This is a genomic window from Streptomyces sp. NPDC006529 (assembly GCF_040611795.1).
Taxonomy (GTDB): Bacteria; Actinomycetota; Actinomycetes; order Streptomycetales; family Streptomycetaceae; genus Streptomyces.
This window is the reverse complement of record NZ_JBEXPB010000031.1, coordinates 26,653-43,590: the sequence shown is the minus strand read 5'-3', so window position 1 is coordinate 43,590 and position 16,938 is coordinate 26,653. Positions and strand designations below refer to the sequence as shown.

General features: G+C 72.5%; 14 protein-coding genes. 11 read left to right on the top strand and 3 right to left on the bottom strand.

The window, feature by feature from the left end:
- Nucleotides 1-79: 79 nt before the first annotated feature.
- Nucleotides 80-643 (top strand): GNAT family N-acetyltransferase, encoded by a 564-nt coding sequence (locus ABZY31_RS21315; RefSeq protein ID WP_356412628.1) that lies wholly within the window; start codon nucleotides 80-82, stop codon nucleotides 641-643.
- Nucleotides 644-666: 23 nt separating this feature from the next.
- Here the strand turns inward: ABZY31_RS21315 and ABZY31_RS21310 are convergent, their stop codons facing one another.
- Nucleotides 667-2,691: a phosphocholine-specific phospholipase C gene (locus ABZY31_RS21310; RefSeq protein ID WP_356412626.1), complete on the bottom strand. Its 2,025-nt coding sequence runs from the start codon at nucleotides 2,689-2,691 to the stop codon at nucleotides 667-669.
- 118 nt (nucleotides 2,692-2,809) lie between these two features.
- Nucleotides 2,810-3,823, bottom strand: coding sequence for an NADP-dependent oxidoreductase (locus ABZY31_RS21305; RefSeq protein WP_356412625.1), 1,014 nt, complete (start codon nucleotides 3,821-3,823; stop codon nucleotides 2,810-2,812).
- Nucleotides 3,824-3,889: 66 nt separating this feature from the next.
- Here ABZY31_RS21305 and ABZY31_RS21300 point away from each other — a divergent pair, with 66 nt between their 5' ends.
- The 4 genes from ABZY31_RS21300 to ABZY31_RS21285 all read left to right on the top strand — a co-directional run bounded on the left by ABZY31_RS21300 (nucleotide 3,890) and on the right by ABZY31_RS21285 (nucleotide 7,669).
- Nucleotides 3,890-4,819, top strand: coding sequence for a LysR family transcriptional regulator (locus ABZY31_RS21300; RefSeq protein ID WP_356412623.1), 930 nt, complete (start codon nucleotides 3,890-3,892; stop codon nucleotides 4,817-4,819).
- Between the two features lie 259 nt (nucleotides 4,820-5,078).
- Nucleotides 5,079-5,210, top strand: coding sequence for a hypothetical protein (locus ABZY31_RS21295; protein ID WP_356412621.1), 132 nt, complete (start codon nucleotides 5,079-5,081; stop codon nucleotides 5,208-5,210).
- Nucleotides 5,211-5,299: 89 nt separating this feature from the next.
- Entirely contained in the window at nucleotides 5,300-6,340 is a 1,041-nt protein-coding gene (locus ABZY31_RS21290; protein WP_356412619.1) for a 3-isopropylmalate dehydrogenase, read from the top strand.
- A gap of 228 nt (nucleotides 6,341-6,568) precedes the next feature.
- A complete protein-coding gene (locus tag ABZY31_RS21285) occupies nucleotides 6,569-7,669 on the top strand; it encodes a branched-chain amino acid aminotransferase (protein WP_356412617.1) in 1,101 nt (366 codons plus the stop codon).
- Between the two features lie 72 nt (nucleotides 7,670-7,741).
- On the opposite strand, the gene ABZY31_RS21280 is transcribed toward ABZY31_RS21285, so the two are convergent.
- On the bottom strand, nucleotides 7,742-9,187 hold the full coding sequence (locus ABZY31_RS21280; protein ID WP_356412616.1) for a cytosine permease: 1,446 nt from the start codon (nucleotides 9,185-9,187) through the stop codon (nucleotides 7,742-7,744).
- A 158-nt stretch (nucleotides 9,188-9,345) separates the two neighbouring features.
- Here ABZY31_RS21280 and ureA point away from each other — a divergent pair, with 158 nt between their 5' ends.
- From ureA to ABZY31_RS21250, 6 genes are all read left to right on the top strand, one after another.
- The gene (gene ureA, locus ABZY31_RS21275; RefSeq protein ID WP_356412614.1) at nucleotides 9,346-10,059 is read left to right on the top strand and encodes an urease subunit gamma; all 714 of its coding nucleotides are present in this window, start codon (nucleotides 9,346-9,348) and stop codon (nucleotides 10,057-10,059) included.
- Nucleotides 10,056-11,789, top strand: a complete 1,734-nt coding sequence (locus ABZY31_RS21270; protein WP_356412612.1) for an urease subunit alpha — start codon at nucleotides 10,056-10,058, stop codon at nucleotides 11,787-11,789. Before ureA ends, ABZY31_RS21270 begins: the two co-directional genes overlap by 4 nt.
- A 67-nt stretch (nucleotides 11,790-11,856) precedes the next feature.
- Nucleotides 11,857-12,903 (top strand): agmatine deiminase family protein, encoded by a 1,047-nt coding sequence (locus ABZY31_RS21265; RefSeq protein WP_356412611.1) that lies wholly within the window; start codon nucleotides 11,857-11,859, stop codon nucleotides 12,901-12,903.
- 25 nt (nucleotides 12,904-12,928) lie between these two features.
- A complete protein-coding gene (locus tag ABZY31_RS21260; RefSeq protein WP_356412609.1) occupies nucleotides 12,929-13,564 on the top strand; it encodes a TetR/AcrR family transcriptional regulator in 636 nt (211 codons plus the stop codon).
- A 281-nt stretch (nucleotides 13,565-13,845) separates the two neighbouring features.
- A complete protein-coding gene (cimA, locus tag ABZY31_RS21255; protein WP_356412607.1) occupies nucleotides 13,846-15,468 on the top strand; it encodes a citramalate synthase in 1,623 nt (540 codons plus the stop codon).
- Between the two features lie 103 nt (nucleotides 15,469-15,571).
- Nucleotides 15,572-16,924: a hypothetical protein gene (locus ABZY31_RS21250; RefSeq protein WP_356412606.1), complete on the top strand. Its 1,353-nt coding sequence runs from the start codon at nucleotides 15,572-15,574 to the stop codon at nucleotides 16,922-16,924.
- Nucleotides 16,925-16,938 lie beyond the last annotated feature (14 nt).

The window sequence follows — 16,938 nt, the reverse complement described above, 5'->3', positions numbered from 1 at the left end:
GGCCGGTGGGTGACATTGCGTGTCTGCATAGCGGATACGGGGCGGGATGCGGGGCGGGGCCGCTTGGTACGGTCCCCGGATGGCTGACGAGGACGGGGCATCCGGACGGCACGTCTCGCTGCGGCACACCGCGCAGCTGGACGAGGGGGAACTGGGCGCGGTGCGGGGCCTGCTCGACGAGGCCTTCCGCGGGGATTTCGACGACCTCGACTTCGAGCACGCCCTCGGCGGGATGCACGCCCTGGTCCGCGAGGAGGGGCGGCTCGTCGCGCACGGGAGCGTCGTCATGCGCCGGGCGCTGTACCGCGGCCGGTCCCTGCGCACGGGGTACGTCGAGGCCGTGGCCGTCCGGCCGGAGCGCCGCCGCCGGGGGCTGGGCGCGGCGGTCGTGGCGGCGCTGGAGGGGGTGATCGCGCGGGCCTACGTCCTCGGGGCGCTCTCGGCGTCCGAGGAGGGGGCCGCGCTGTACGCGGGCCGGGGCTGGCGGGTGTGGGGCGGGGAGCTCGGCGTCCTCGGCCCCGGCGGGCCCGAGCGGCTCGCCGGGGAGGAGGGGTCGACGTACGTGTGGACCCCGCCCGGCGGGATCCTGCTGGACCACACCGGGCGGCTCGACTTCGACTGGCGGGACGGGGACGTGCTCTGAGCCGCCCGTTGGATCAGGCCGGCTCAGCCGCTGACGCTCGGGGCGCCCGTCTCTATGTGGCCCGTGTAGCGGCGCGACCAGGTGCCGTCGGAGTCCGCCAGGACGGTGAAGTCGTACCAGCCGTTGGCGTAGGCCACCACGTTGAAGTAGTCCTCGCGGGAGGAGTTCGCGGCCACCGCGTAGGTCCAGGGACCGTCCGTGCGGTAGGCGTTGGAGCGGATGGTGAAGGTGACCGGCGACGCGGAGGCGTTGGTCAGCTTGAAGTAGAGGGCGGTCTTGCCGGTCCCCGGCTCGGTCGCGTAGCGGGCGGCGACCTCGATCGACCTGCCCGCCTTCGTGGTGTCACCGGTGAAGCGGCGCAGGAAGCGGTTGGGGCCGACCATCGAGAGGTCGTACTTGCCGGAGCCGCTGCCGAGGCCGATGTTGAAGTAGTCGCTCGCTGAGCCGCCCGGGTCGACGGTGTACTCCCAGGACGCGGTGTCGCGGTACTGGTGCGGGCGGATCTGGAAGTGCGCCGCGCTCTTCGCCTGGGCGCCCTGGTTGGTCATCGAGAACCAGGCGAGGATCTTGCCCGCGGCGCCGAACTCGAAGCGGTCCAGGTTGCCGTTCACCTGGTACGGCAGGGCGCGCGCCGGGCGGGTCCCGGCTTCCTGCACCGGCAGGGCGTTGTCCTGGGGGACCGGGTTGGAGAGCGGGCCGCAGGTCGACTGCCCGATCACCTTCGCGGTGGACGGGAGGCCGCCGGGGACTCCGTACACGGGGTGGGCGAAGTCGAAGACGCCGGTGAGGTCGCCGGTCACCTTGCGGCGCCAAGCGCTGATGTTGGGACAGGTGGCGGGGGTGCCGAGGGCCGCGGTCCAGGTCTCCATGAACCGGAGGACCGAGGTGTGGTCGAAGACCTCGGAGCTGACCCAGCCACCGCGCGTCCAGGGGGACATGACGATCATCGGGACGCGGAAGCCGAGGCCGATCGGGGTGCCGTCGATGTACTCGCCGGGCGTGCCGGGCGGGGCGACCGGCGGGGGGACGTGGTCGAAGAAGCCGTCGTTCTCGTCGTAGTTGAGGAAGAGGACGGTGGAGTCGAAGACCTCAGGGTCGGCCGCGAGCGCCCGGTAGACCAGGTCCACGAAGTGAGCGCCGTCGCCGGGCGGGGCGTAGGGGTGCTCGGAGAAGGCCTCGCTGGCCACGACCCAGGAGACCTGGGGGAGGGTGCCCGCGACCACGTCCGCGCGGATGGCGGCCGCGATGTCGTCGGGGGTGGAGCCGGTGACCTTGGGCACCGATCCCATGCCCCGGTCCCACAGCGGGTTGCCGGGGGCGGCGTCGGTGAACTTCTTGAAGTAGGCCAGGCCGTTGTCGCCGTAGTTGTCCTGGGCGTTCTGGTAGACCTTCCAGCTCAGGCCGGCCCGCTGGAGGGCCTCCGCGTAGGTCTCCCAGGTCAGTCCGGACTCGTCGCCGCCGTCCTTGCTGCCCGCCTCGACCTTGCCGCTCCACAGGAAGGTGCGGTTGGGGCCGGTGGCGCTGAGGGTGGAGCAGAAGTAGGCGTCGCAGACGGTGTACTGGTCCGCGAGGGCGTAGTGGAAGGGGATGTCGCCGCGGTCGAGGTAGCCGAGGGTGCGGGTGTTGCCGACGCCGGTGACGAAGTTGTCCATCCGGCCCTTGTTCCAGGCCGCGTGCTGCGAGGACCAGCTGTGCGGCAGGTCGCCGTTGCACTGCGCGAGCGTCTCGCCGTCGACTCCGCCGACGGCCGGAGTGGAGCTGAGCTTCCAGGGGTAGTGGCGGCCGCCCCAGTTGGGCTGGTTGAACGTGCCCCAGCCGCCCGGGATGTTGCCCGCGGCGCGGTCACCGAAGCCCCGGACCCCCTTCAACCTGCCGAAGTAGTGGTCGAAGCTGCGGTTCTCCTGCATGAGGATCACCACGTGCTTCACATCGGTGATCGTGCCGGTGGCGGCGGCCGCGGCCGCCGTCGCCGTGAGCGGGGGCAGGGCGGCCCCCGCCACCAGCCCCGCGCCGATACCCACGAATCCTCTGCGGCTGATCGGAGTCACTGGCCACCACTCCCCACTCGGGTGCCCTGTCGGCACGTCAGGCGCAAGAGTGGCGGCGCGTGCGCCAAAGGTCTACAGCCGTGCGGTAAGGGTTCGGTGAACTTCGCGCGGCAGAGATTCAGTCGGCGACCCGGACCAGCATCTTGCCCAGGTTGTCGCCTCGGAGCATGCCCAGGAAGGCCTCCACGGTGTGCTCGAAGCCCTGGACAACCGTGGTGTCGGCACCGATCCGGCCACTGCGCAGGTGCGGGACGAGGAAGTCCTCCAGCTCGTCCTGCAAATTGGTGTGGTTTCGAACCAATACCCCTTCCAGGCGCAGCGATTTGTGCACGACCTCGAAGAGGTTGCGCGGCGCGGCGGGCGAGCGGTCCCCGTTGTACATCGAGATCGCGCCCACCCAGGCGATCCGGCCGTGCTCCCGCAGCGCCTCGATCGCCCCCTCCAGGTGGTCGCCGCCGACGTTGTCCACGTACACGTCGATGCCGTCCGGGGCCGCCACGGCCAGCTGCTCGCCGACCGGTCCGTCGTGGTGGTCGAAGGCCGCGTCGAAGCCCAGGGTCCCGGTCAGATGGGCCACCTTGGCCGCCGAGCCCGCGCTGCCGATGACGCGGCGCGCGCCGAGCAGCCGGGCGATGTGGCCGGTGGCGGTGCCGACGCCGCCCGCGGCGGCCGAGACGAAGAGGTCCTCGCCCGCGCGCAGCCGCGCTGTGCGGGTCAGGGCCGCGTAGGCGGTCAGGCCGGTGCCGCCCAGGATGCTCAGGTAGGCCTCCAGCGGGACGCCCTCGTGGCCCCGCAGGACGCGGGTCCCGGCGACCCCCCGGGTGACGAGCGCGTGCGTGCGCCAGCCCTCCCGGTGGAAGACGAGGTCGCCCTCGCGCAGCCCCGGGTCGCGGGAGGCGACGACCCGGCCCACCGAGCGGCCTTCGAGCGGGGTGCCCAGGACGAAGCCGTCCTCACCGCCGTCCATCAGCCCGCGGTGGTAGGGGTCCACGGAGAGCAGCAGGTTCTCCACCAGGGCGGTGCCCGGGGCGGGGGAGGGGACGGGGAAGGAAGCGATGGTGAAGTCGGCGGCGGTCGGGACGCCGGTGGGGCGGGCGATCTGGTGGACGGCGTACGCGGTCGGGGAGGTCATGATCAGGAGGCTAGGAAGGAATCCCCGGGCCGGGCAGGGGGTTGCGTTCATGGACGCGAGCCATCCATGAACGGGGCTCATGGAACGAGGGGGAGGCCTGTGGAGCTGTTGCCGCGGGAACTGCGGGTGCTCGTCGCGGTCGCCGAGACGGGCGGCTTCTCGGCCGCCGCCGAGACCCTGGGGCTGACCCAGTCAGCCGTCTCCCACTCGGTGCGCGGCAGCGAGGCCAAACTCGGCGTCGTCCTCTTCGAGCGCGGCCGTACGGGCGCCCGGCCCACCCCCGCCGGGGAACGTGCCGTCGCCCACGCCCGTCGGATCCTGCGCCTGTACGAGGTGATGGGCGCCGAGGTGCGCGGCGCCACGGGGGACCCGGGCCGGGACACCGTCGCCGGACCGCTGCGCGTCGCCGCCTTCCGCAGCGCCGCCCTCCACCTGCTGCCGCCCGCCCTGGAGCGGCTGACGGCGCTGCACCCCGGTATCCGGCCCGAGGTACGGGTGGTGCGCGAACTGGGCGCCGGCAGCGCGGGCGAGGTGGCCGCGGGCCGCGCGGACCTGGGCATCGCAACCCTGGGCGGGCCCGGCGACGTACCGCCCGGGCCGGCCGGGCCGCACGGCCTGCTGACCGGGGTGCTCCTGGAGGAGGCGTACGCCCTGGTGCATCCGGCCGGGCACCCGAACCCGCGCGAACTGCCCCTGCTGGACTGGGACGAGAACTGCGGTTCCCACACCCGTGACTGGTGGCGCGCCCAGGACTGGATCCCCGGCGCCACGGTCAAGGCCGAGGACGACGCGATGGTGCTCACCATGGTCGGCCGCGGGCTGGGGATGGCGATCTTGCCCGAGCTGTCGCTCCGGGAGGCCACGGACGCGGTGGAGATCACCGCTCTCGGCCCGCGGCGGCCGGTGCGGCGCGTGGGGTACGTCACCACGCCGGAAGCGGCGTCCACCCTGGCCGTCAGGGCCCTGATCAGGGAACTCCGGGCGCAGAAGGGCTGAAGCGGACGGGCGGGGAAGCGTCCGGGCGGGTCCTGTGGTGCTCCACGGCGGGCCCGGCCGTCTCAGATAGTAGGAAGTCCGAGTAATCGCCGAGACATACAGGGCGGGCTGGCCTAGCTTGGTAGGAGCCGAACGTCTCGCTGATCCAGCGAATGCGGTCGAGAGCGTGCGCCCCCAGACAGGCAACCCCTGTGGCGCACCGTTCCCCGCCCCTTCCGGCGCCTTGGAGACCCCCTCTCTTCTCAAGGAGTCGATCACCATGTCCCAGACCTCTGCCGTCCGCCGCGTCCGCCACGCCTCCCGCCCCGCCGACGCCGACCGCAAGAACGCCGCCGCCGCGCTCCAGCGCGCCCTCGACCGCCGTGACAACGGCGGCTCGACCGGTCACTGACCCCGTCGCCCGACCGCTGCTCACGACACGTCCCGTCCGCATGCTGGACGGGACATGTCGAGGGCTGGGACAGGGAGTACGGTTCCGACATGGCGACCAGCATCAATCTCGCAGTGATCCCCGGTGATGGCATCGGCCAGGAAGTCGTGGCTCAGGGCCTCAAGGTCCTTACCGCGGTCCTGCCCCAGGATGTGAAGCTGGAGACCAAGGAATACGACCTCGGCGCCCAGCGCTGGCACCGCACCGGGGAGACCCTCCCGGAGGCGGACCTCGCGGCCCTCAAGCAGCACGACGCGATCCTCCTCGGCGCCATCGGCGACCCGTCGGTCCCGTCGGGCGTCCTGGAACGCGGGCTGCTGCTGAAGCTCCGCTTCGCCTTCGACCACTTCATCAACCTGCGGCCGTCGAAGCTGTTCCCCAACACCGCGACCCCGCTGGCGGGCCGTCCGGACATCGACTTCGTCGTCGTCCGCGAGGGCACCGAGGGCCCCTACACGGGCAACGGCGGTTCGCTGCGCACCGGCACGCCCGCCGAGGTGGCCACCGAGGTCAGCGTCAACACGGCGTACGGCGTGGAGCGCGTGGTGCGCGACGCCTACGAGCGCGCCAACGCCCGCCCCCGCAAGAAGCTGACGCTGGTCCACAAGAACAACGTCCTCGTCTTCGCCGGCCACCTGTGGAAGAACATCTTCGACACGGTCGGCAAGGAGTACCCCGAGGTCACCACCGACTACCTGCACGTCGACGCCGCGACGATCTTCTTCGTCACCCAGCCCGAGCGCTTCGACGTCATCGTCACGGACAACCTCTTCGGTGACATCCTCACCGACCTGGCCGCCGCCGTCACCGGCGGGATCGGCCTGGCCGCCTCCGGGAACATCAACCCGACCGGCGCCTTCCCGTCCATGTTCGAGCCGGTCCACGGCTCGGCCCCGGACATCGCGGGCACCGGCAAGGCCGACCCGACCGCGACGATCCTCTCCGTCGCCCTCCTGCTGCGCCACCTGGGCTACGAGACCCAGGCCGCCCGCATCGAGGACGCGGTCTCGGCCGACCTGGCCGAGCGCGACGGCACGTTCCGCAGCACGGATGCGATCGGCGACGCTCTCGCCGCACGAGTAGCCGGCTGACCCGGCAGCTCCACTTCCAGGAAGCCGCCGGGTGGCACACCGCACCCGGCGGCTTTTCCTGTGCGGCCCCGGGTGCCACCATCTCCCCTGGGCCGCAAACACCCCGTTTCACCGAAGCCTGCCCGCGCGCGATAATCGAACGCGAGGCCGCGGAATACGGGGAAGCTCGGACGTCCTAGTACGCCGTGAGCGCGGTCCGCCCTACGAACCGGTGAAGGACAAGCACTCATGACGACGCCCACGATCGAGCTGAAGCCCTCCTCGACCCCCCTGTCCGACGCGGAGCGCGAGGCGATCCTGGCCAGCCCCGGCTTCGGCCGCCACTTCACCGATCACATGGTGACGATCAAGTGGACCGAGGGCCGCGGCTGGCACGACGCCGAGCTGGTCCCCTACGCCCCGCTGTCGATGGACCCGGCGAACATGACGCTGCACTACGCGCAGACGATCTTCGAGGGTCTCAAGGCCTACCGCCAGCCCGACGGCACCGTCTCCACCTTCCGCCCGCAGGCCAACGCCGAGCGCTTCCAGCGCTCCGCCCGCCGCATGGCGATGCCGGAACTGCCGACCGAGCTGTTCATCGAGGCGTGCGACGCGCTCATCAAGCAGGACCGCGCCTGGGTGCCGGACTCCGGCGAAGCCTCCCTGTACCTGCGCCCGTTCATGTTCGCGAGCGAGGTCGGCCTCGGCGTCCGCCCGGCGAACGAGTTCCTCTTCATCGTCATCGCCTCCCCGGCGGGCGCGTACTTCCCCGGCGGCGTCAAGCCGGTCTCCGTCTGGCTCTCCGAGGAGTACGTCCGCGCCGTCAAGGGCGGCACCGGCGACGCCAAGACCGGCGGCAACTACGCGGCCTCCCTCGTCGCCCAGGCCCAGGCGGCCGCGCACGGCTGCGACCAGGTGGTCTGGCTCGACGCGGTCGAGCACCGCTGGATCGAGGAAATGGGCGGCATGAACCTGTACTTCGTGTACGGGCAGGAGGACGGAACGCAGCGCATCGTCACCCCGGAGCTGACCGGTTCGCTCCTTCCGGGCATCACCCGCGACTCCCTCCTCACCATCGCCCGCGACCTCGGCTACACCGCCGAAGAGGGCCGCATCACCACCGAGGACTGGCAGCGCGACAACGCGAACGGCACCCTCACCGAGGTCTTCGCCTGCGGTACCGCCGCCGTCATCACCCCCGTCGGCTCGGTCAAGTCCGCGCGCGCCGACTGGACCCAGGGCAACGGCGAGCCCGGCGAGGTCACCATGAAGCTCCGCTCGGCGCTCCTGGACCTCCAGACCGGCCGCGCCGCCGACACCCACGGCTGGATGCACCCGCTCGGCTAGCCCTTCCCGTACGCGACGACGGCCCGCGCCTCCCGATGGGGAGGTCGCGGGCCGTCGTACGTACGGGGGCGCTCAGACGGTGGCCGGCTCCTCGGCGGAGGCGGAGGCGGACGCCGGGGCGGTGACCGGGGCGTGCGCGGGCCCCGTGCGCAGGGTCAGGGCCGTGTAGACGAGGCCTCCGGCGAGGCCGGAGAAGATGAAGGAGCAGTCGACGCCGCCGGTCAGCGCGAGCAGCGGGCCCTCGTAGAAGGGCGTGCTCACGGCGAGCAGCCCGACCCCCGCGCCGATGACCCAGGAGGCGGTCGCGGCCGGGTTCCATCCGGCGCGGTACCAGTAGATCCCGCCCACCGCGCGGCGGTTGAAGACCTGGAGCGCGTCGGCGTCGTAGTGCCCGCGGCAGCGGACGAAGCCGATGAGGGTGATCACGGCCCACGGGGTGCCGAGCGCGGTCAGGACGAGGACGAAGGAGGTCATCGCGGACTGCACGTTCCACTCGAAGGAGCCGACGAAGACGAAGACCGTGGCGACGGCGGCGGCGATCACGGTGGCCTTGGTGCGGGTCGCCCGGGGGACGATCGCGTCGAGGTCCAGACCCATGGAGTACAGCATCAGCCCGGCGTTGCCCACCGAGCCGGCCGCGGCGGCGGCGAGCAGCGGGACCAGGTACCAGAAGGGCGAGGCGGCGACGAGCGGCCCGGCGTAGTCATCGGCCCCGGCCTTGGCGGCGAGTGCGGTGTAGGTGCCGAACAGCTGCGGGATCAGCAGGCCGATCAGCAGGCCGAAACCGGTGGCCCGGAGGACCTTGGGGGAGCTGTGCCTGCGGGGCGAGATGTAGCGGGTGTAGTCGCCGAGCAGCGTGATGAAGGCGACGGGACCGCTGAGCCCGGCGGCGACGGCGGCGAGCAGCCAGGTCGGCCAGAAGCCGCCGAGGAGGTACGAGGTCTCCGCGGCGGAGGTGGTGAAATCGGGGGCGTACGCGAAGAGGCCGATCGCGAGCAGGACCACCATGCCGATGGACAGGATCTTGCTCATGCGCAGCAGGAGCCGGTAGCCGAAGACGGCCCCGACGACGGTACACGCGGCGAGCACGCCGTACATCGCGGCCCGCGAGACGCCGGTGTCGGGCAGTCCGGTGAGCCGGGACAGGGCGCCCACCATCACGTCGCCGCCGATCCACAGCGTCAGGGCGGTGTAGCCGAGCGAGAGCAGCAGGCCCACCACCGAGCCGACGAGCCGGCCCCGGACGCCGAACTGGGCGCCGCTGGAGGTGGACAGGTTGGTCGCCGTCCGCAGGGAGACCAGGGCCAGCGGCGCGGTGACGGCGATTCCGACGACGGTGCCGGTCACGATGGCGGTGAGCGACGGCCACAGACCCAGTCCGAAGGACGGGGGCAGCCAGCCGAAGACGATCACACCGAGGCAGAGATTGGATCCGAGGAGGATCGAGATCAGGTCACGGGGACCGCTCGTTCGCTCCTCCTCCGGGATGGTGTCGACTCCGCGCTGTTCGATGGGCATGGGGGAGCTCCCTTGGCAGGGCGGGGGGTGGCGATGCGGTTAGTTTGAGCGACATTCAATGTGACCTAAGCCTTGGTCCCAGGTCAATGCTTCAGTGCGGCGAAATGAAGAGTTAGAGTGATGCTCTAACTCATCGACGCAAAAGGTGGTGGATCGGCGTGCGGCTGACCCCTACGGAGCGCGACCGGCTGCTGCTCCGCAGCGCTGCGGAACTGGCCAGGGCCCGGCGGGCCCGCGGCCTCAGGCTCAACGTCCCGGAGGCCACCGCGCTCATCGCGGACACGGTCTGCGAGGCCGCGCGCGACGGCAAGCGGCTGGCCGAGGCCATCGAGGAGGCCGCCTCCGTGCTGGGCCCCGACGACGTGCTGCCCGGCGTCAGCGACGTGGTCACCGAGGTGCACGTGGAGGCCGTCTTCGACGACGGCTCCCGCCTCGCGGTGGTCGCGTCCCCGATCCGCGGCGCCGTCGGCCTGGGCGATCACGCCCCGGGGGCGGTCGTCCCCGGACCCGGCGCCCCCCAGCCGGAGCCCGCCCTGCACCTGCACGTGCGCAACACCGCCACCGTGCCGGTCAGCGTCACCTCCCACTTCCACTTCTTCGAGGCGAATCCGCGCCTGGACTTCGACCGCGCCGCCGCCTACGGCATGCGGCTGTGCGTCCCCGCCGGCTCCTCGGTCCGCTTCGACCCCGGCGGCGAGGCCGAGGTCGCACTGGTCCCGATCGGCGGCGCACGGATCGCCATCGGCTTCGCCGGACTGGTCGACGGCCCGCTCGACGCCCCGGGCGCCAAGGCCGAGGCCCTGCGCCGCGCGGCCGCCTGCGGCTACCTCGGCAGCGAGACCACCGACCTCACGGACGGAGAGCAGGCGTGAGCAAGCAGACCCGGCACAGCGACCACTGCGCCCCCGGCAGCCGCCACATCGACCCGCACGAGTACGCCTCCGTCTTCGGCCCCCGCGCCGGCGACCGCGTGCGCCTCGGCGACAGCGGCCTCACCGTGCGGGTCGAGCACGACTCCCAGAAGCCGGGCGACGAGTTCCTGGCCGGCTTCGGCAAGACCGCCCGCGACGGGCTGCACCTGAAGGCGGCCGCGGTCCGCGAGACCTGCGACGTCGTGATCAGCAACGTCCTGGTCGTCGACGCCGTCCTCGGCATCCGCAAGGTCTCCATCGGCATCCGCGAAGGCCGCATCCACGCGATCGGCCGCGCCGGGAACCCGGACACCCTCGACGGCGTGGACGTCGTGGTCGGCACCGGCACCTCGATCGTCTCCGGCGAGGGCATGATCGCCACCGCCGGAGCCGTGGACACCCACGTCCACCTGCTCTCCCCGCGGATCATGGAGGCCTCCCTCGCGGCCGGCGTCACCACGATCATCGGCCAGGAGTTCGGCCCGGTCTGGGGCGTCGGCGTCAACTCCCCGTGGGCGCTGAAGCACGCCTTCAACGCCTTCGACGCCTGGCCCGTCAACATCGGCTTCCTCGCCCGCGGCTCCTCCTCCGACGACGCCCCCCTGATCGAGGCCCTCGCCGAGGGCGGCGCGTCCGGCTTCAAGGTCCACGAGGACATGGGCGCGCACACCCGCGCCCTGGACACCGCCCTGCGGGTCGCCGAGGAGCACGACGTCCAGGTCGCCCTGCACAGCGACGGCCTCAACGAGTGCCTCTCCGTCGAGGACACCCTGCGGGTCCTGGACGGGCGCACCATCCACGCCTTCCACATCGAGGGCTGCGGAGGCGGGCACGTCCCCAACGTGCTGAAGATGGCGGGCGTCCCGAACGTCATCGGCTCCTCGACCAACCCGACCCTGCCCTTCGGCCGGGACGCGGTCGCCGAGCACTACGGCATGATCGTCTCCGTCCACGACCTCAAGCCCGACCTCCCCGGGGACGCGGCCATGGCCCGCGACCGCATCCGGGCGGGCACCATGGGCGCCGAGGACGTCCTGCACGACCTGGGCGCCATCGGCATCACCTCCTCCGACGCCCAGGGCATGGGCCGCGCGGGCGAGACCATCCGCCGCACCTTCGCCATGGCCGCGAAGATGAAGGGCGAACTGGGCCCGCTCGAAGGCGACGGCGAGGGCGACGACAACGCCCGCGTCCTGCGCTACATGGCCAAGCTCACCATCAACCCGGCCATCGCCCACGGCCTGGCCCACGAGATCGGCTCCATCGAGGTCGGCAAGCTCGCCGACATCGTGCTGTGGCGCCCGCAGTTCTTCGGCGCGAAGCCGCAGCTAGTCCTGAAGTCCGGCTTCCCCGCCTACGGGGTCACCGGCGACCCCAACGCGGCCACCGACACCTGCGAACCCCTGGTGCTGGGACCGCAGTTCGGTGCGTACGGAGCCACCGCCGCCGACATCTCCGTGGCCTTCGTCTCGGCCGCCGCCGCTGCCCTCGGCAGCGACGCGATGCCCACTCGCAGGCGCCGGGTCGCCGTCCGCGGCACCCGCGGCATCGGCCCCCGGGACCTCCTCCTCAACTCCCGGGTGGGCGCGGTCGACGTGGACGCGCGCAGCGGGCTCGTCAGCCTCGACGGCGACCCGCTGCGCTCCGAAGCGGCCGACTCCGTCGCGCTGAACCGGCTCTACTTCCTCTGATCCGCCTACGCTCCCCCGCCCCGCCCCGCGACGCTCGCCACGCCCCGCAGCCCGGAAGGACCCCTCCATGACCGTCACCCCCGCCAGCCCCGCCGCCGACGGATTCCGCATGCCCCCCGAGTGGGCCCCCCACGAGCGCACCTGGATGGCCTGGCCCAGCCCGAACCCGACCTTCACCACCGAGGAGGAGCTGGCCGAGGCCCGGGCGGCCTGGGGTGCCGTCGCCCGCGCCGTGCGCGGCTTCGAACCGGTGACGCTGGTCGTCGCCCCCGGTGACGCCGACAGCGCCCGCGCGGTCGTCGGTGACGACGTCGAGCTGGTGGAGCGGGAGCTGGACGACGCCTGGATGCGGGACATCGGCCCGACCTTCGTCACCAGCGAGGCGGGCGAACTGGCCGCCGTGGACTGGACGTTCAACGGCTGGGGCGCCCAGGAGTGGGCCCGCTGGGAGCACGACTCGAAGATCGCGCGCCACGTCTCCGACCTGGCCGGCACCCGGACGTACAGCACGCCCCTGGTCAACGAGGGCGGCGCGATCCACGTCGACGGCGAGGGTACGGTCCTGCTCACCGACACCGTGCAGCTCGGCGCGGGCCGCAACCCCGGCTGGACCCGGGAGCAGGTCGAGCGGGAGGTCCACGCGCACCTGGGCACCACCAAGGCGATCTGGCTGCCCTACGGCCTGGCCGGGGACTACGGCACCTACGGCACCCAGGGCCACGTGGACATCGTCGCGGCCTTCGCCCGCCCCGGCGTGGTGCTCGTGCACACCCAGCCCGACCCGGCGCACCCCGACCACGAACGCTGCAAGCTGATCGCGGCTCTGCTGCGCGCCCAGACCGACGCCCGGGGCCGCCGGCTGGAGGTCGTCGAGGTCCCCGCGCCGACCGTCCTGGAGGAGGACGGCGAGTGGGTCGACTACTCCTACATCAACCACTACCTCTGCAACGGCGGCGTGGTGCTGTGCTCCTTCGACGACCCGCGCGACGAGGAGGCCGCCGAGATCTTCCGCGGACTGTTCCCCGAGCGGACCGTACGGTTGGTAGACGCGCGTACGATTTTCGCCGGGGGCGGCGGAATCCACTGCATCACCCAGCAGCAGCCGAAGGTGTGACCTGCGGCGGACGACAAGGAGTGCCATGGCGGCCGGTGGGGTACGCGCGCGGAAGAACGCGCCGCCGCGCGAGGACGTACTCGTCGCCGCCATGGCCACGATCGCCGAGCGCGGTCTGGACGGCCTGACCATGGCCGGTCTGGGCCGCCAGGTCGGCATGAGCAGCGGGCACCTCCTCTACTACTTCCGCAGCAAGGACGAACTGCTCCTGCAGACCCTGGAGTGGAGCGAGGCCGCCCTCGGTGACGAGCGGCGCGCCCTTCTCTCGCGCCGCGGCCCGGTCCGCGGGCGGCTCCAGGCGTACGTCGACCTGTACGTGCCCGACGGGGCCCGGGACCCGCACTGGACCCTGTGGATGGAGGTCTGGAACCGCTCGCAGAACGCCGGGCCCGAGGAGCGCGACCGCCAGGCGGCCATCGAGGGTGCCTGGCACCGCGACCTGGTGGCCCTGCTCGCCGAGGGGATCTCGCGCGGGGAGTTCCGGCCGGTGGACCCGGACCGGTTCGGCGCCCGGCTGCGGGCGCTGCTGGACGGGTTCAGCATCCAGCTGGCCGTCGGCCTGCCCGGCACCGAGCGGGCCGGCATCCTGGCGCACGTCGGAGAATTCCTCGACGAGACGCTCCTGTCCCCGGCCTCCGCGCGGCCGCCGACCGCATCCTGAGACGGCCCGCTCGCGGGGCGGGACGTGTGGCAGACTGCGGGCGTGCTTGCTCAGCCCATGATTACCGGCAGCAGCGCGCCGGTCCGCCGTGACCGCTGACCCCGTGGAAGAACTTCGCGGCAGCGGCATCGTGCCCCAGACCCGCGCGCAGACCTCTCGCACCCGCGAGGGGTTTTTTCGTTTCCCGGCACCATTCCCGCCGGGTGCGGACCGCGCGCGATGATGGGGGCAAGTGGATCCCGGACATCCGGAGCCACTCATCCGACAGGAGTCAGATCAGCATGACGACGACAGAGGCGACAGCGGCGAGCGCGCCCCTCGACGACGGCTTCCATGTCTTCGACACCACCCTGCGCGACGGCGCGCAGCGCGAGGGCATCAACCTCACCGTCGCGGACAAGCTGACGATCGCCCGGCACCTGGACGACTTCGGCGTGGGCTTCATCGAGGGCGGCTGGCCCGGCGCCAACCCGCGCGACACCGAGTTCTTCGCCCGCGCCCGCACCGAGATCGACTTCCGGCACGCCCAGCTGGTCGCCTTCGGCGCGACCCGGCGCGCGGGCGGCTCGGCGGCGACGGACCCGCAGGTCCGCGCCCTGCTGGAGTCCGGCGCCCCGGTCGTGACCCTGGTGGCCAAGTCCCACGACCGGCACGTCGAGCTGGCGCTGCGCACCACCCTGGACGAGAACCTCGCCATGGTCCGCGACACCGTCTCCCACCTGCGCGAGCAGGGCCGGCGAGTGTTCGTGGACTGCGAGCACTTCTTCGACGGCTACCGCGCCAACCCCGCCTACGCCAAGGCGGTCGTGCGCACCGCCCACGAGGCCGGGGCCGACGTGGTCATCCTCTGCGACACCAACGGCGGCATGCTGCCCGCCCAGGTGAGCGCCGTCGTCGCCACCGTCCTCGCCGACACGGGCGCGCGCCTGGGGATCCACGCGCAGGACGACACGGGCTGCGCGGTCGCCAACACCCTCGCCGCCGTGGACGCGGGCGCCACCCACGTGCAGTGCACGGCCAACGGCTACGGCGAGCGCGTCGGCAACGCCAACCTCTTCCCCGTCGTGGCCGCGCTGGAGATCAAGTACGGCCGCACGGTGCTGCCCGCCGGTGCGCTGGCCGAGATGACCCGGATCTCCCACGCCATCGCCGAGGTCGTGAACCTCACCCCCTCGACGCACCAGCCGTACGTCGGCGTCTCGGCCTTCGCGCACAAGGCCGGCCTGCACGCCTCGGCGATCAAGGTGGACCCGGACCTCTACCAGCACATCGACCCCGAGCGCGTCGGCAACACCATGCGGATGCTGGTCTCCGACATGGCCGGGCGCGCCTCGATCGAGCTGAAGGGCAAGGAGCTGGGGGTCGACCTCGGCGGGGACCGGGCGCTGATCTCGCGGGTGGTCGAGCGGGTCAAGGAGCGCGAGCTGGCGGGCTACACCTTCGAGGCCGCCGACGCCTCCTTCGAGCTGCTGCTGCGGGCCGAGGTCGAGGGCCGGGCGCGCAAGTACTTCCGTACCGAGTCCTGGCGCGCGATCGTCGAGGACCGCCCCGACGGCACGCACGCCAACGAGGCCACGGTGAAGCTGTGGGCCAAGGGCGAGCGCATCGTCTCCACCGCCGAGGGCAACGGCCCGGTCAACGCGCTCGACCGGGCGCTGCGGGGGGCGCTGGAGCGCTTCTACCCGCAGCTCGCCAAGTTCGAGCTGACCGACTACAAGGTCCGCATCCTGGAGGGCAAGCACGGCACGGACTCCACGACCCGGGTGCTGATCGCCACGACCGACGGACACCGCGAGTGGTCCACGGTGGGCGTCGGCACCAACGTGATCGCGGCGTCCTGGCAGGCGCTGGAGGACGCGTACACCTACGGCCTGCTGCGCGCGGGCGTGGAACCGGCGGAGTAGGGCCGGGGCGCCGGGGCAGACGGTCCGGGGGCCCTGCAGCGGGCCCCCGGACCCTTATGTCCCGCTCACACGGGAAACGACCGGTTCCGGTACCGTCGGGACCATGAGGACCAGGCTGATATCCGCGCTCTCCGGTCTGCTGCTGGCCCTGTCCGCGACGGCCCTCGTGGCCGCGCCCCAGGCCGCCGCGGCCACCGGTCCGGCCGCCGTGGCGGAGGCCCTCAAGAAGGGCCCGGTCTACGTCGACCCCCGCGCCGAGGCGCAGCTGCCCCAGGGCCGGGCGGACGCCCTGGCGAAGAAGATCCGGGACGCGGGCAAGCCGGTGTTCGTCGCGGTGCTGCCCGCCACCGCCGAGTTCCCGGCCGCCACCGTGCTCCGCACGGTCCGTACCGAGACCGGCATCACCGGGCTGTACGCGATCCGCCTCGGGGACGGCTTCAACGCCGCGGCCGACCGCACGGTCATGCCGGTCAACGCGGTCCGCAACCTCACCGACGCCGTCAAGGCGGGCGGTCCGGTCGACGCGGCCACCCAGCTCGACACCTTCGTCGACCAGGCCCTGTCCCAGACCAAGGGCCGCGCCCCGGCCTCCTGGGGCGGCTCGGAATCCGGTGACACGGGCGGGTCCGGCGCGCTGATCGGCCTCGGCGCGGTGGCGCTGGTGGGCGGCGGCGGCGCGTACGTCCTGGTCCGCCGCAACCGCAAGAAGCGGGAAGAAGAGGAGCGCGAGGCGATCCGCAGGCTCTCGGTGGTCGTCGACGAGGACATCACGGCCTTCGGCGAGGAGCTGGACCGGCTCGACTTCCACCCGGGCGAGCCCGGCGCCGACGACGCCATGCGCACGGACTACGCACAGGCCCTCGACTCGTACGAGCGGGCCAAGCAGATCATGGCCTCGGTGCGGCATCCCGAGGAGGTCCGGGGCGTCACCCAGGCGCTGGAGGACGGCCGCTTCGCGCTGGCCTCGCTCGACGCGCGCCGGCAGGGCAGGCCCGTGCCCGAGCGCCGCCCGCCGTGCTTCTTCGACCCGCGCCACGGACCCGGCACCGAGGACGCGGAGTGGGCCCCGGCGGGCGGGGCCGCGCGCACCGTCCCGGTCTGCGCGGCGGACGCGGTGCGGCTGCGCGAGGGGCGGGACCCGGCGGTCCGTACGGTCGACACCGAGCACGGCCCGCGTCCGTACTACGACGCCGGCCCGGCCTACGGCCCCTGGGCCGGCGGGTACTTCGGCGGCGGCATGCTGCCCGGTCTGCTCATGGGCACGATGCTCGGTTCGATGATGATGTCCGGTCCCGCCTACGCCTCCGACACGGGAGGCGGTTTCGACGGCGGGGACGTCTCCGGCGCCGACTTCAACCCGTCCGACTTCAGCGGGGGAGACTTCGGGGGAGGCGGCGGCTTCGACGGTGGTGGCGGGTTCGACGGTGGCGGTGGCTTCGGCGGCGGGGACTTCTAGTCCCGGCCGCCGGT